Origin of the sequence: Abyssibius alkaniclasticus (assembly GCF_020447305.1) — a bacterium.
Lineage (GTDB): Bacteria > Pseudomonadota > Alphaproteobacteria > Rhodobacterales > Rhodobacteraceae > Abyssibius > Abyssibius alkaniclasticus.
On sequence record NZ_CP095732.1, the window covers coordinates 2,717,036 to 2,731,657 of the forward strand.

The 14,622-nt window shown below is 61.7% G+C and carries 12 protein-coding genes and 1 tRNA gene; 11 read left to right on the forward strand and 2 right to left on the reverse strand.

Features of this window, described 5'->3' with window-relative positions:
* Position 1: 1 nt before the first annotated feature.
* Positions 2–1,375 (reverse strand): class II 3-deoxy-7-phosphoheptulonate synthase, encoded by a 1,374-nt coding sequence (locus LGT41_RS13555; protein WP_274127441.1) that lies wholly within the window; start codon positions 1,373–1,375, stop codon positions 2–4.
* Between the two features lie 182 nt (positions 1,376–1,557).
* On the opposite strand from LGT41_RS13555, the gene LGT41_RS13560 reads away from it, so the two are divergent.
* The 10 genes from LGT41_RS13560 (at position 1,558) to LGT41_RS13605 (ending at position 11,502) form a co-directional block, all read left to right on the forward strand.
* A complete protein-coding gene (locus tag LGT41_RS13560) occupies positions 1,558–2,544 on the forward strand; it encodes a GlxA family transcriptional regulator (protein ID WP_274127442.1) in 987 nt (328 codons plus the stop codon).
* Complete coding sequence (locus LGT41_RS13565; protein ID WP_274127443.1) at positions 2,537–3,709, forward strand: thiolase family protein; 1,173 nt, start codon at positions 2,537–2,539, stop codon at positions 3,707–3,709. Before LGT41_RS13560 ends, LGT41_RS13565 begins: the two co-directional genes overlap by 8 nt.
* A 54-nt stretch (positions 3,710–3,763) precedes the next feature.
* Entirely contained in the window at positions 3,764–4,822 is a 1,059-nt protein-coding gene (locus LGT41_RS13570) for a FliG C-terminal domain-containing protein (protein WP_274127445.1), read from the forward strand.
* The gene (locus LGT41_RS13575; protein WP_274127446.1) at positions 4,815–5,762 is read left to right on the forward strand and encodes a hypothetical protein; all 948 of its coding nucleotides are present in this window, start codon (positions 4,815–4,817) and stop codon (positions 5,760–5,762) included. Before LGT41_RS13570 ends, LGT41_RS13575 begins: the two co-directional genes overlap by 8 nt.
* A 92-nt stretch (positions 5,763–5,854) precedes the next feature.
* Positions 5,855–5,938: transfer RNA gene (locus tag LGT41_RS13580), tRNA-Tyr, on the forward strand.
* Positions 5,939–6,025: 87 nt separating this feature from the next.
* A complete protein-coding gene (rlmB, locus tag LGT41_RS13585) occupies positions 6,026–6,868 on the forward strand; it encodes a 23S rRNA (guanosine(2251)-2'-O)-methyltransferase RlmB (protein WP_274127447.1) in 843 nt (280 codons plus the stop codon).
* Positions 6,869–6,906: 38 nt separating this feature from the next.
* A complete protein-coding gene (locus tag LGT41_RS13590) occupies positions 6,907–7,341 on the forward strand; it encodes a YHS domain-containing (seleno)protein (protein WP_274127448.1) in 435 nt (144 codons plus the stop codon).
* 210 nt (positions 7,342–7,551) lie between these two features.
* On the forward strand, positions 7,552–8,034 hold the full coding sequence (locus LGT41_RS13595; RefSeq protein ID WP_274127449.1) for a CoA-binding protein: 483 nt from the start codon (positions 7,552–7,554) through the stop codon (positions 8,032–8,034).
* A gap of 29 nt (positions 8,035–8,063) precedes the next feature.
* Positions 8,064–9,356 carry an O-acetylhomoserine aminocarboxypropyltransferase/cysteine synthase family protein gene (locus tag LGT41_RS13600; RefSeq protein WP_274127450.1) on the forward strand — a complete coding sequence of 431 codons (1,293 nt, stop codon included), beginning with the start codon at positions 8,064–8,066 and terminating at the stop codon, positions 9,354–9,356.
* 88 nt (positions 9,357–9,444) lie between these two features.
* Complete coding sequence (locus LGT41_RS13605; RefSeq protein ID WP_274127451.1) at positions 9,445–11,502, forward strand: hypothetical protein; 2,058 nt, start codon at positions 9,445–9,447, stop codon at positions 11,500–11,502.
* A gap of 76 nt (positions 11,503–11,578) precedes the next feature.
* Here the strand turns inward: LGT41_RS13605 and mgtE are convergent, their stop codons facing one another.
* Complete coding sequence (mgtE, locus tag LGT41_RS13610; RefSeq protein ID WP_274127452.1) at positions 11,579–12,973, reverse strand: magnesium transporter; 1,395 nt, start codon at positions 12,971–12,973, stop codon at positions 11,579–11,581.
* A gap of 245 nt (positions 12,974–13,218) precedes the next feature.
* Here mgtE and LGT41_RS13615 point away from each other — a divergent pair, with 245 nt between their 5' ends.
* Complete coding sequence (locus LGT41_RS13615) at positions 13,219–14,607, forward strand: uracil-xanthine permease family protein (protein WP_274127453.1); 1,389 nt, start codon at positions 13,219–13,221, stop codon at positions 14,605–14,607.
* The last annotated feature ends 15 nt before the right edge of the window (positions 14,608–14,622 follow it).

Here is a 14,622-nt window from a genome sequence, read left to right on the forward strand (position 1 = left end):
CCTAAACCGCCGCGCGCTCGGCCTCGGCACGTTTGTGCAACTCTCCGGCCACCAGAAACGCCAGTTCAAGCGACTGGCTGGCATTGAGGCGCGGATCGCACGCCGTGTGATAACGGTCGGACAGGTCCTCATCCGTAACCGCGCGCAGCCCGCCGCCGGTGCATTCGGTCACGTCCTTGCCGGTCATCTCGAAATGCACACCGCCTGCATAGCTGCCCTCGGCCTTGTGGATGGCGAAGAATTCGCGCATCTCGGCCAGAACCTGCTCGAACGGACGGGTTTTATAGCCGGACGGCGATTTGATGGTGTTGCCATGCATCGGGTCGCACGACCAGACAACCTTGCGCCCCTCACGCTCTACCGCGCGGATGAGGCCCGGCAGGTGGTTTTCAACCTTGCCTGCGCCGAAACGGGCGATCAGCGTCAGCCGTCCGGCCTCGTTTTCGGGGTTGAGCGTGTCGATCAGGCGCAAAAGCTCGTCGGGCTCAAGGCTCGGGCCGCATTTCAACCCGATCGGGTTCATCACGCCACGGCAAAATTCAACATGCGCGCCATCGGGCTGGCGGGTGCGGTCGCCAATCCAGATCATATGGCCGGAGCCTGCAACAGACTGGCCCGAAAGCGAATCGACCCGGCACAGCGCCTCTTCATATTCCAACAACAACGCCTCGTGGCTGGTGTAGAAATCCACCTTGGCCAGCGACTCCACGCTTGAAGAGCTGACACCGGCGGCTTTCATGAAGTCGAGCGCCTCGGAAATGCGGTTGGCGAGCTTGTGATACTGCTCGTAGCCTTCGGCCCCTTGCGTGCTTTCCAGCGTCCAGGAATGCACGCGCGTGATATCGGCAAAACCGCCCGTGCTGAACGCGCGCAGCAGGTTCAGGCTGGCGGCGGCCTGGGTATAGGCCTGCAGCATCTTGTCGGGTGCGGGAATGCGCGCTTCCGGTGTGAAGGCGATATCGTTGATGATGTCACCACGGTAGCTGGGCAGTTCCACACCGCCAATGGTTTCGGTCGGGGCCGAGCGCGGCTTGGCAAACTGCCCCGCCATGCGGCCGATCTTGACCACCGGGGTTTTGCCGCCGAATGTCAGCACGACGGCCATTTGCAGCATCACCTTGAACGTATCGCGGATCAGGTCGGCGGAAAATTCCGAAAAGCTTTCGGCGCAATCCCCACCCTGCAGCAAAAACGCGCGCCCCTCGGCCACTTCGGCCAAGGCTTTTTTCAGGCGACGGGTTTCGCCCGCGAAGACCAGCGGCGGATAGGCAGAAAGCTGGCCTTCAACCCGCGCAAGCGCGCCGGGGTCGGTATAATCTGGCATCTGCACCCGCGGCAGGTTGCGCCATCCCGATTTTGTCCAAGCTTTTGTCATGTTGCCACCTTTGTCATCGCTGTAAATAAAGCGGTTTGTTATACGGCAGGCAAAAGCAGGAGACCAGCGCACAAACGCGGTTTTTCGGCGATTTTTGCCAATATGCGACGCCGTTTTCTGAATACCCCTTGACCCTGCCACGCCGCAATCTGAACATGATGTGCCGCGTAGGGGAGTGTGTGATGGCGTTGCGCAATGATTCGATAGACCAAAAGCCTGCACATTACCTGTTTGTGCTGCTGCATGATTATTCCATGATCGCCTTTGCCTCGGCACTGGAACCGCTGCGGCTGGCCAACCGCATGGCCGGAAAAAAGCTGTATCAGTGGAGCCTTGCCTCGGAAAACGGCGAAACGGCGGTGTGTTCCAACGGCACCGAAGTGCGGGTCAATTCCGGGCTTGGTGACGTGGCGCGCGATACCACAATCATGGTCTGCGGTGGCATCAACATCAAAACCACCATGACCCGCCCGATGATCGCCTGGCTGCGCCGCGAATCGCGCAAGGGAATGCCGATTGGCGGGCTTTGCACCGCCACGCAGCTTATGGCCAAGGCCGGAATGCTGGATGGCAAGCGCGCGACAATCCACTGGGAAAACCGCGAGGCGTTTCAGGAGGAATATCCGGAACTGATGGTTTCGACCGCGATTTTCACCATTGATGGCAACCGCTATTCCTCGGCCGGCGGCACATCTTCGGCCGATCTGATGCTCAAGATCATCGCCAATGACTATGGGGCAGATCTGGCAAATGCCGTGGCCGACCAGATGATCTATACCACCGTGCGCACCGATAAGGACGAACAGCGCCTTTCCGTGCCAACCCGCATTGGCGTGCGCCACCCCAAGCTCGCCAATGTCATTCAGGTGATGGAAAAGAACCTCGAAGAGCCGATGTCGCCATCCATTCTGGCCAGCGATGTCGGCATGTCGACGCGGCAGTTGGAACGGCTGTTCCGCCGCTATCTGAACCGCTCGCCCAAACGCTATTATATGGAGCTGCGGCTGCAAAAGGCCCGCAACCTGCTGTTGCAAACCGATATGAGCGTGATCAACGTGGCGCTGGCTTGCGGCTTTGCCAGCCCGTCGCATTTTTCCAAATGCTACCGCGCGCATTTCGCCACAACCCCCTACCGCGAGCGCGGCCAACAGGAGATAGCCCATGACTGACCCGGTGGTGATTCTGGGTGCCGCCCGCACGCCAATGGGCGGGCTGATGGGCGCGCTTTCGCCGCTCAGCGCCGCCGAACTTGGCGGGGCTGCCATTGCCGCGGCACTGAAGCGTGCAGGCATAGAGGGCGCGCAGGTCGATGAGTTGCTCATGGGCTGCGTGCTGCCCGCAGGCCAGGGCCAGGCACCCGCCCGCCAGGCCGGGTTTTTGGGCGGATTGCCCGAATCCGTTCCCGCATCGACGCTCAATAAAATGTGCGGCTCGGGCATGAAAACCGTGATGATGGCGCATGACCAACTGCTGGCCGGTAACGGCGCGCTGGTGGTTGCCGGCGGTATGGAGAGCATGTCAAACGCGCCTTATGTGCTGCCCAAAATGCGCGCAGGCGCGCGGCTTGGGCATGGGCAGGTGGTTGATTCCATGTTTCTGGACGGTCTGGAAGACGCCTATGACAAGGGCCGCCTGATGGGGACATTTGCCGAAGACTGCGCGCAGACCTTTCAGTTTTCACGTGAAGAACAAGATGCTTATGCTTTGGATTCGCTCAACTTTTCGCTGCGCGCCATTGCCGAGGGTGATTTTGACGCCGAGGTGACGCCGCTGACCGTAACCAGCCGCACAGGCAGTGTGACGGTTGCGCAAGACGAACAGCCCGCCCAGGCGCGGCCCGAGAAGATTCCGCTGCTCAAACCCGCCTTCCGCGCGGGCGGCACGGTTACGGCGGCCAATTCCAGCAGCATTTCAGACGGTGCCGCGGCGCTTGTGCTGGCGCGCGAAAGCAGCACCAAGGGCGAGGTTCGCGCGCGCATTCTGGGCCATGCCAGCCATGCCCATGCCCCGGCCAATTTCCCCACCGCGCCGGTGCCTGCCGCGCAAAAACTGCTTGCCAGGCTTGGATGGCGCGTGGCGGATGTTGACCTGTGGGAGGTGAACGAAGCCTTTGCCGTGGTGCCAATGGCCTTCATGCGCGAAATGGGGCTGAGCCGCGACAAGGTCAATGTCAACGGTGGCGCCTGTGCGCTTGGCCACCCTATTGGGGCTTCCGGCGCGCGCATTATCGTAACGCTGCTGCACGCGTTGGAACGGCGCGGGCTGAAGCGCGGCGTGGCGGCCATTTGCATTGGTGGCGGCGAGGGCACGGCCATCGCCATCGAGCGGCCTTAAGCCAATCTTCATAATCTGCGGCAATGATCGGGCAAAACACCGACCGGACAGAATATGCCCAGCACCGCCCTTGCCAAACCCGCGCCGACTGCCCCGCAAGCACCGGTGCCAAAGCTCAGCAAACCGCAAAAGGCGGCGGTGCTGATTGGCGCGCTTGGCAGTCAAAGCGCGCGCCCCTTTCTTGAAACGCTGGATGAGACGGGGTTGCGCCATTTCGTGGCCGCCATGTCGACACTGCGCCAGATCCGCCCCGACACCGTGCATCTGGTGATAGACGAATTTCTGGCCGAACTTGAAACCGCCGGGCTGGGCGTGGCCGGTGGCATGGGTCATGTGCGCGAATTGCTGAAGGATTATGTATCGGACGCCGTGATGGAGCGGATCATGGGCGAGCTTTCGGCCAGCGACGCTCAGGATGTTTGGCGCGACATCATCGCCGCCCCGCCCGAGGCTTTGTGCGATATTCTTACCCCCGAACACGCGCAAATTGCCGCGATCGTGCTGGCCCGCCTGCCCGCCGAACGGGCCGCCGCCGTGCTGGCCGCCTTTGATGCCGACCATGCGCGCGATGTGGTTGTCGCGCTGAACGAAAACCAGCATCTGGCCGACGAGGTTGTGGCCGAAATCGGTGCCGTGCTGCACGAGGCATTGCGCGCCCGCCCCCGCCAGCGCCCCACGCCCCCAAGCGAGCGGATCGGCGCCATCATGAACTTTACCCCCGGCCCGGTGCGCGACCATATTCTTGGCCATTTCGAAGGCACGATGCCCGAAGTCTCGGCCGCGATTCGCCGCAAAATGTTCACCTTCAACGATATTCCGATGCGCATTTCGCCGCGCGACATCGGCTCGATCACCCAAGCCGTTGAAGAAGACATGCTGCTGCGCGCCTTGATCGGGGCCGAGACGAGCGCGCCGGACAGCCGCGAATTCATCCTTGGCAACCTGTCCAAACGCATGGCCGCGCAGATGGAGGAGGCGATGGCCGAGCTTGGCACCGTCAAACCCGCCGAAGCCGATGCCGCCCAGCTTGACATACTGCGCAATATCCGCCGCCTGGTCGAGGCGGGCGAAATCAAACTGCTCGATCCGCCCGACGAGGCGCAAAATGACTAGTGCAAAGGCCGCCTTGCTGGCCGCGCGCAACACCACCGGCCCGGCAATTCCCCATCAGAACGCAATTGTGGCGGGCCTGCTGGCCGCAGCAAACACCGCCAATGCACAAATGCTGGCCGGCAAGGCCCAGGTATCGCCGCCAGCCATTGCGCTTGTCGCGCGCGACGCCATGCTCGATACGCTGGAAGATGGCGCGTTCCTGCAGGTTCTGCGCGCCGGGCCAGCCCCGCCCGTTGGCCTGCTTGCCCTGCCCCCGGCCCTTGTGCGCCAGCTCGCCTGCGCGCTTGCCGGCACGAAACCGCGCGGCAACGCGGCGGCACCCTCGCGGGTTGAAAGCGCATTGGCCGGGTTTTTTGCGCATCGTCTGCTGGAACAGCTGGCCGAAAAACTTACCCCGAATGCGGGTGACTCCATGCTGTCCCCCTTGCCCAACCGTGGCCCGAAGCCCGACAAAGCTGCATTGCAATCCCGTCTGCCCGAGGGGGGTTATGCAGAATTTCTGCTTCCTGTCCAACTTGATGCGAATAATGAGGTTTGCAATATAAGTATCTATTTTCATTTGGATTTTTGCAACAGGCTTGCCAGCACATCAACCACAGACGCACCGCAGAAACTTGGCGCCGAAGCACAAAACTGGTATGCGCATATGCACAAGGTTGCTCTGGGCGCCCCCATTGCCGCGCGCTGCATTATCGACCGTTTCAGCCTGCCAACCCGCATGGTTGCCGGCCTGAAATGCGGCGATTTCCTGCCGCTTCCGGGCCTTGGCCTTTCCGATATTGCGCTGGAATTGCCGCATCGCAACGGCAGCCTGGCCTTTGGGCATGGCAAACTTGGCGCAGCGCGGCGCAACAAGGCCCTGCAACTGCTATCGCTTGCACAAGATACCACGCCAACCGCGCAACGGCTTGCACCGCCCGGCAAACCGGGCACCAGTTAGCCCGGCTTTACCTGCATTGCCGCATCTTTTGAAATTTTGGCAGTTTTCGAGTTGACGCGCCACCCCGGGCCGATTATTCACCCCGCTGTGATGGGCGATAGGCCGCAAGGTGTGGCAGGGGACTGTAACTCCCTCGAGGCGACTCACGCCTGGTTCGATTCCAGGATCGCCCACCACGAAACCCGATTTTCGGGCATTTCCGGAAAAACTGCGGTATATGCACAGATCAGCGCCCGATGGGTGCGGTTTCGGAAAGGTTCACCATGTCTCACCCTCCGGCCAAACGGCCCAAAAAACCCGCGCATGTGATCGAGAAAGAACGTGCCAAGCGGGCCGGTGCGGCGGAAACCCTCTTTTTGTTTGGCCTTCATGCGGTGCGCGATGCGCTGGCAAACCCGGCACGCCAAAAGCTGCGCCTGATGGTCACGCCGAATGCCGCGCAAAAACTTGCGGCCGAGATCGCGGCCAGCGGCCTTGCGCCTGAACTCCACGACCCGCGCAAGTTCAACCCGCCGATCGACCGTGACTCGGTGCATCAGGGCGCGGTGCTAGAGGTGAAACCGCTCGACTGGGGTTCGGTTTCGGAAATCTGCGCGCCGCGCAACGATGCGCCGCTCGTGCTGCTGCTCGACCGTGTGACCGACCCGCATAATGTGGGCGCGATCCTGCGCTCGGCCGAGGTGTTCGGCGCGCGCGCGGTGATTGCCCCACATCGCCATTCGGCGCCTGAAACCGGCGCGCTGGCCAAAACCGCATCGGGCGCGCTAGAGCGCCAGCCCTATATGCGCGTGCCCAACCTTGCGGGCGCCATGAACGGGTTGCGCGACATGGGTTATACGATTTTGGGGCTGGATGGCGCGGCCGAGGCCGATATCGGCGCGCTTGCCCCGACCCTGCCACAGGGGCCGATTGCGCTGGCTTTGGGCGCCGAAGGGCCGGGCCTGCGCCAGTTGACCCGCGATTTATGCCACCATCTGGTGCGCATTCCGGCCGCAGCGGCATTTGCCTCGCTCAACGTTTCCAACGCGGCGGCGGTGTCGCTTTATGCCGTAACCGCGCGCCAGCCCGATCACATTCGCGTTGGTGCGGCTGGCGACGGGGGCTGAAAATTGCTAGATTCCCCTTGGTTATCAGGGGGGAAATCATGCAGCGACGCAGCTTTGTTCTGGGCCTTGCCAGCGCCAGCCTTGCCTTGCCCGCGCTATCGGCACCCTATTTCCTGCGCCAGAACCTCGCTGCCAACGGGCATGATGTTGTGGCCTATTTCACCCAAGGCGCGCCCGTGCCGGGCCAGGCGCAATTCACCACCATGTATGATGGCGCACGCTTTGCATTTGCCAGCGCCGAGACGCGCGATATGTTTACCGCCAACCCGGCGCAATACGCCCCGCAATATGGCGGCTGGTGTGCATTTGCAATGGCCCAGAACGCGCAAGCCAGCACCGTGCCCGAAGCCTGGAGCGTGGTCGAGAATCGCCTCTATCTGAACTTCAGCCTGGATGTGCGCACGACATGGCGGCGCGATCCGGCGGGTTATATTGCGCGTGCAAACGCAAATTGGCCAAATTTTGCGACCTAATCGGCAGAAATCCGCGCCCTTGGTCATGCCCCGTTCACATTGTGCTGATAGGCTCTTTAACGGGGCGAAAATGCCCTTACCTTAAGTCGGAAGCAGGATGCTGGAACGCCCTGCTTCCTTCACTGTCCCTCGTTCCACACTGCGCCCGGCATTTGCCCGGGCGCTTTTTTTGCTCTGGAGCTTGGCAGGGCAAGGGACTAGTTTGCAGCCATGAGCTACACCCCGCCAGATGATGCCGCTTTGCGCGCGATTTTCGCCGAAACCAAAACCATTGCCTGTGTGGGTGTGTCAACCAACCCCGTGCGCCCCAGCTATTTTGTGGCGCGCTATCTGGGGCTGCGCGGGTTCAAGGTAATTCCCGTCAACCCGGCCTATGCCGGCCAAACGCTGTTCGGGGCAAGGATTGTGCCCAGCCTTGCCGACATTCCCAAAGACGAAACCGTTGACATGGTCGATATTTTCCGCCGCTCCAGCGAGGCGGGCGCCGTGGTTGACGAAGCCATTGCAACCCTGCCCCATTTGCGCACAATCTGGATGCAGATTGGCGTTATCGATGAGGCCGCAGCCGAACGCGCCCTTGCCGCCGGGCTGCGCGTGGTGATGGATCGTTGCCCGAAAATCGAATATCAGCGGCTGCAGGGCGAATTGCGCATGGGTGGTTTCAACACCGGGCTGATTTCGGCTAAGCTGTGACCGCGCCCTTTTGACATTTGGAGACTTGAATGACCGACGCCCCACAATACGGCTTTGACACGCTACAAATACACGCCGGTGCCCGCCCCGACCCTGCCACCGGTGCGCGCCAAACGCCCATTTACCAGACAACCGCCTATGTGTTTCGCGATGCAGACCACGCGGCGGCCTTGTTCAACCTGCAAGAGGTTGGCTATATCTATTCGCGCCTGACCAACCCGACTGTCAGCGCCCTGCAAGAGCGCGTTGCAGCATTGGAGGGCGGCATTGGCGCCGTTGGCTGTTCGTCGGGCCATGCGGCCCAGATTATGGCGCTGTTCCCGCTCATGCAGCCCGGCAGCAATATTGTGGTTTCAACCCGGCTATATGGCGGCACGGTTACGCAGTTCAGCCATACGATCAAACGATTCGGCTGGTCGGCCACCTTTGTCGATTTTGACGACCCGGCCGCGATTGTCGCCGCAGCCGATGAGAACACCAAGGCGGTATTCTGCGAATCAATCGCCAACCCCGGCGGCTATATCACCGATATTCCGGCCGTGGCCAAAGCGGCGGGCGAAATTGGCGTGCCGCTGATTGTCGACAATACCTCGGCCACCCCCTACCTATGCCGCCCGTTCGAGCAGGGCGCGCATATTGTTGTGCATTCCACCACGAAATACCTGTCGGGCAATGGCACCTCGATGGGCGGTATGGTGGTTGATAGCGGCAAATTCGACTGGTCGGCATCCAACAAGTTCCCGTCGCTTTCCCAGCCCGAGCCTGCCTATCACGGGCTGAAGTTCCACGAAACATTCGGCCCGATGGCCTATGTCTTTCACGGCATCGCCATTGGCCTGCGCGACCTTGGCATGACGATGGCGCCGATGAACGCCTTTCAAACCCTGCTGGGCATTGAAACGCTGAGCCTGCGGATGGAGCGCCATGTGCAGAATGCCGAAAAGCTGGCCGCCTGGCTGGAGGCCGACCCGCGCGTTGACTATGTCACCTATGCGGGCCTGCCCTCGTCGCCCTATGCGGCGCGGGCCAAGGCGCTTTACCCCAAAGGGGCGGGTGCGCTGTTCACCTTTGCGGTAAAGGGTGGCTATGAGGCCTGCACCAAGTTGGTCGACGCGGTGAAAATTTTCAGCCATGTGGCCAATCTGGGCGATACGCGCAGCCTGATCATCCATTCCGCCTCGACCACGCACCGGCAGCTTACGCCGGAACAGCAGGAAGCGGCGGGCGCGGGTGCAAATGTTGTGCGCCTGTCCATCGGTATTGAAGACATCAATGACCTGATCGCCGACCTCGATCAGGCGCTGAACGCAGCCACGGCCTGATCGGCCTGAAACTGCCCATGCCCAACTTGCCGCGCTGACATGGCGCGGCAAGAATGCTAGAACGTGCAAGAAACTAGTTTTAGAGCCGATGACAAAACAATCGCCCACCCTTGCGCTAGACCTGTCTGGCGATGCCGCCTCGCTCCAGCAGCTGGCCTTTGACGGCCACTGGCATGAAATGGCGCGCGCCGGTTTCAACGATAACGGGCTGGCCGAGAAAATGGCCTTCATGCGGCGGGTTGCCGTGCGGCTCGAAGGGCGGCGTTTTCACAACACCGTCTGGCTGCCCGATGCGCAAATCATTGAACGCAAACTGAAAATTGCAGCAACCGAGGCCGAGGCCCGCCGTGCCGAAGCCCGCACTGCGCTGGCCACGATCACCACGCATCCTGCCGATGATTTTCTGGTAGAACTGGGCGCGACGGATGAAAACGGCTTCACCCCCACCTTTGCCGTGCGCAAAACCACGCTTTCCGAGGCGCGGCGTTTTGCCACCAGCCACGGGTTCAAGGCCGAGCAGTTTTCCATGAATCGCGTGCCCGAAGGCTTTGACGACCGAATCTATTTCAAGGCACCAGCCGACCCGAAAGCCGCCCTTCAAACCGCCGCCAAGGCCGCAGCCGTGGTTTTGGCGGTTGGTCTTGCGCTTGGCGGCGCCTATTGGGCCGACCCGTTTGGCTGGCGCAGCCCCGCCAGCCCGGATGCGCTGGCCGATCTGGCCCCCGCACCCGAAGCCCCGGCCCAGGCCGAGGCCGTGCCAGCGGTGGTGGCCGAGCAAACCACTGCGCCAGAGCCGGCCCCCGCGCCCGAACGCGCCGTGGCAAGCAGCCCCGAGCCCGAAGCGCCCGGCACCGATATTGCCGAGGTCGCGCCGGTTCTGCTGGCCGATCAGGCCGCCCAAACAGATGCCGGGCCAGTTGAACCGGCGCTTGCAGTTGCCGAAGCACCGGCCACGCCCGCCCTTGACCCGCTCGCCACGCAATCGCAAACCGCCGAATTGCCCCCGGTTGCCGATATCGCCGATACGGGCGAAGCGCCTGTTGATCTGGCCCAGGCCGATGCCGCACCGCCAGAGCCTGCGCAAGCCGAACTGGTCGCGCGCGCTGAAACGCCCGAGGTTGCGCCCCTGGTTGCGCCATCGGATCTGGCCGAGGCAGCGACGGTCGAAAGCCCGGCCCCGGATGAAAGCGCACCGGCAGAAATTGTTGTTGCGCGCGAAGCCGCGTCGAACATTCTTGATGATCTGGCGGCGGCAACACCCTTGCCAGACCCGGTTGTGCGTGTTCCAGATGCGGCGCAGCCAGCGCCAGCAGAAGGTGCCGCAGCAGCCGAGCTTGCCGCGCAAGAGCAGAATTATGAGATTATCTCGGGCTTGCCTGACTTCGCGCTTTTGCTGCGCTCGGGTGCCACAGCCCCAACCCCGATAGAAATAGGCACGATTGAAACCATAATTGCAGCCAGCGTTGCGGCAGATGCCGGGCCCCGATCGGAACCGCAGCCCGAGGATGTTGCGGTTGTCACGGGCCGTCCGGCCTTCATTCCACTGCTGCGCGCGCGCCCGGCGCCCGAGGCGGCCGATGATACAGAAACCGCCGAGGGTGCCGAGGCAGAGACGGAAACAGCAGCGGTTGCTGAGGATGGCGCAGCTTCGCCCGCCTCGCCCATCGCGCTTGAAGAGGCCCAGCGCCTGCGCCCGGCGCGCCGCCCCGAAGCCTTCGCGCTGGCCGCCGTTGCCACCGATGACATTATTTCGGGGGCCGCCCCGCGCACCGCCAGCCGCGCATCGCATCGCAGCGCCGATTTTGCGGCCCGCATTGCCCCGCTGGTGAACGCGCGGGCGACATCGGCAACAACATCAAGCCCGGCCATTCCGGCCGAGCCGCAAAGCGTTGCCTTGCCAACCCGCGCCTCGGTGGCCCGCGCGGCGACAATTGAAAATGCCATCAACCTGCGCGAGGTCGCGTTGATCGGCATTTATGGCACGGCCGATTCCCGCCGCGCGCTCGTGCGCCTTGCTTCGGGCCGTTATATCCGGTTGACGCTGGGGGAAAGTTTTTCGGGCGGGTGGCGGATTATTGCGATGGATGACATCTCGATCCGCGTGCAAAAAGGCAGCCGCACCGAAATTCTGCGCATCAGCGGCTAGCTGAATTTGCACCAGTTCCCGGCCGCGTTGCTGCTTGTTGCTCCACAGGGCGAATGCGGGGCAGCGCCTGATGCGGTTAAAGCAAAACCAGCCCCGCAAGCCCCAAAAAGGCAAAAAAACCAACCACATCGGTGACTGTGGTTACAAATGTGCCCGAGGCAAGCGCCGGGTCGGCCCCCACCTTTTCAAGGCTGATGGGAATGAGAATGCCCGCAAGCCCGGCCACCAGCATGTTCACAACGGTCGCGGCGGCAATCACCACGCCCAGCAGGGCCACATCAAACCACAGCCAGCTGACAACACCGATAACCACCGCGAAAACCAGCCCGTTGCCAAGGCCGACCAGCGCCTCGCGCCGCACGATGCGCATGGCGTTGGACGATGTCAGGTCGCGCGTGGCCAGCGCCCGCACGGCCACTGTCAGGGTTTGGGTGCCGGCATTGCCGCCCATGCTGGCGACAATCGGCATCAGCACCGCCAGCGCGACCAGCGTTTGAATCGTGTCCTCGAACAGCCCGATCACCAATGATGCCAGAATGGCCGTCGCCAGATTCACCGCCAGCCACGGAAAGCGCAGCCGCGCGGTTTGCAGCACGGAATCCGAAAGCTCCTCATCGCCGATACCGGCGAGCAGCTTCATATCCTCCTCGGCCTCATCCTCCAGAACCTCCATCGCGTCATCAATTGTGATGACCCCGACAAGGCGGCCATCCCCATCCACCACGGGGGCCGAAACCATATGATACTGGTTGAACGCATAGGCCACGTCCTCCTGCTCCTGATCAACAGGAATGGTGCGGAAATCCTCGCTCATCAGGTCTGTCAGCTTGGTGGCGCGCGGCGCGGCCATGATTTTTGACAGGCGCACCGTGCCCAAAGGGTGCTGGCGCGGGTCGACAATGAACACATCGTAAAAACTTTCGGGCAGGTCATCGCTGGCGCGCATAAAGTCGATGATATCGCCGACATTCCAGTGTTCAGGGGCCGAAACCAGCTCGCGCTGCATCAGACGACCGGCGGTATATTCATCGAACTGCAACGACATTTTGACAGCGGCGCGGTCGGCATCTTCCAGCGCGTGCAGCAGTTTTTCCTGCTGCGGCTCGTCCAGGTCTCCTACCAGATAGACCATGTCATCGGTTTCAAGCTCGCGCACGGCTTCGGCAAGAACATGGTCAGGCAGGTCGCGCAAAATCTCGTCGCGCACGCCTTCCTCAAGCTCGGACAGCACCTCGCCATCCAGCTCGATGCCCCACAGATCAATCAGCGCGGCGCGTTCCGAACGGCTGATCTGCTCCAGAATATCGGCGATATCGGCCACATGCAGCGGCTCGAGCAGGGCAATCAGCTGGTTCTGGTCTTGCGCCTCGACCGCCTGCAAGATTGTCTCGACAATGTCCTGATCAAGCGCATAAGCGTCTTCATCCTCGGCCAGCGCGTCTACGGGGTCAAAATCCTGTTCGTCGCTCATCGCAGGCTCCTTTGTGGCTGGTCCGTTGCGCAACATAGAAGCTCGCCAAAGCCGGCACAAGCTGACGCGCGCGAAAACCCGGAACCGCGCGCAACGCTTCGCCGATTATTTACTTTCCTTTGAAAGTGAATTCTATTCTTATGAAGTTGCTTGATGAGATTTTTGCAGGAACTATGCCATCATTCTCAAGCCGGACTACTAAATGTTGGCCATTCTGCGCAACGACGCACAACAGTGAGGGACATATGACAGAAATTACACGAGACATGTATCGCGACCCGAACTCGATGCCACCCCTGGCACAGGCGGTGCCATTGGGCATTCAGCATGTGCTGGCCATGTTTGCTTCCAACGTGACGCCCGCGATCATCGTGGCGGGTGCGGCGGGCATTGGCTTTGGCTCGGGCGACCTTTCCAACATGATTTACATGATTCAAATGGCCATGCTGTTTGCAGGTATAGCCACCTTGTTTCAAACCATCGGCATGGGGCCGGTTGGCGCGCGCCTGCCCATTGTGCAGGGCACCAGCTTTGCCTTTGTGCCGATCATGATCCCGGCAGTGGCCGGTGCCGGCGTTGGCGGCATGGCCGGTCTGATGACCGGCGTAATGATCGGCGGCGTTTTTCACTTCTGCCTCGGCACCTTCATTGGCAAATTGCGCTTTGCCCTGCCACCGCTTGTGACCGGGCTGATCGTGACCATGATCGGCCTCGCGCTGATCAAGGTTGGCGTGCAATATGCCGCCGGTGGCGTGCCTGCCTATGATGCGGCAACCGCGGCAATGGCCAGCGCCAAGGCCGGGGGCACGGCGCTTGATACGTCAACCCTGAAATTCGGCAGCCTGGCCATGTGGTTCCCCGCCTTCGTGGTGATCGCGGTAACGCTTGTTCTGAAGTTTTTCACCAAGGGGATGCTTTCAGTCGCCGGGGTGCTTGTGGGCCTGATCGCGGGTTATATTGTTGCGCTGCTCATGGGGCAGGTCAGCTTTGGCAATATCGGCAATGCCGCCTGGCTGACCGTGCCCTCGCCCTTCAAATGGGGGTTCGAGTTGAACTGGGCCATCATCATCGGCATGTGCCTCATGGCCATCATTTCGGCGATTGAAACGGTCGGCGATGTATCCGGCATTACCAAAGGCGGGGCCGGGCGTGAAGCGACCGACAAGGAAATCGCCGGGGCAACCTATGCCGACGGGCTTGGCACGGCGGTGGCGGGTGTCTTCGGCTCGCTGCCCAATACCAGCTTCAGCCAGAATGTCGGCCTTGTTGCAATGACCGGGGTGATGAGCCGCCATGTCGTGACCATCGGCGCGCTGTTCCTGATTGCCGCGGGTCTTGTGCCCAAGGTCGGTGCCGCCATCTCGACCATGCCGATCAACGTGCTGGGCGGCGGTGTCATCGTCATGTTCGGCATGGTGGTTGCTGCCGGCATTTCCATGCTGTCAGACGTGAACTGGAACCGCCGCAACATGGTGATTTTCGCAACTGCAATTTCGGTGAGTTTTGGCCTGCAACTGGTGCCCGAGGCACTGCTGCATATGGGCAAGACCATGCAGATTCTGCTGACCAGCGGGCTGCTGCCGGCCGCAATCATCGCAGTCGTGCTTAATCTGGTCATTCCGGAAGAAGACTGAAATCCGGGGGCTGCG

Coding starts and splice junctions, on each gene's coding strand:
- LGT41_RS13605 (WP_274127451.1), top strand. CDS start 9,445: ATGACAAAACAATCGCCCACCCTTGCGCTAGACCTGTCTGGCGATGCC.
- LGT41_RS13555 (WP_274127441.1), bottom strand. CDS start 1,375: ATGACAAAAGCTTGGACAAAATCGGGATGGCGCAACCTGCCGCGGGTG.
- LGT41_RS13600 (WP_274127450.1), top strand. CDS start 8,064: ATGACCGACGCCCCACAATACGGCTTTGACACGCTACAAATACACGCC.
- LGT41_RS13590 (WP_274127448.1), top strand. CDS start 6,907: ATGCAGCGACGCAGCTTTGTTCTGGGCCTTGCCAGCGCCAGCCTTGCC.
- LGT41_RS13595 (WP_274127449.1), top strand. CDS start 7,552: ATGAGCTACACCCCGCCAGATGATGCCGCTTTGCGCGCGATTTTCGCC.
- rlmB (WP_274127447.1), top strand. CDS start 6,026: ATGTCTCACCCTCCGGCCAAACGGCCCAAAAAACCCGCGCATGTGATC.
- LGT41_RS13560 (WP_274127442.1), top strand. CDS start 1,558: ATGGCGTTGCGCAATGATTCGATAGACCAAAAGCCTGCACATTACCTG.
- mgtE (WP_274127452.1), bottom strand. CDS start 12,973: ATGAGCGACGAACAGGATTTTGACCCCGTAGACGCGCTGGCCGAGGAT.
- LGT41_RS13575 (WP_274127446.1), top strand. CDS start 4,815: ATGACTAGTGCAAAGGCCGCCTTGCTGGCCGCGCGCAACACCACCGGC.
- LGT41_RS13565 (WP_274127443.1), top strand. CDS start 2,537: ATGACTGACCCGGTGGTGATTCTGGGTGCCGCCCGCACGCCAATGGGC.
- LGT41_RS13615 (WP_274127453.1), top strand. CDS start 13,219: ATGACAGAAATTACACGAGACATGTATCGCGACCCGAACTCGATGCCA.
- LGT41_RS13570 (WP_274127445.1), top strand. CDS start 3,764: ATGCCCAGCACCGCCCTTGCCAAACCCGCGCCGACTGCCCCGCAAGCA.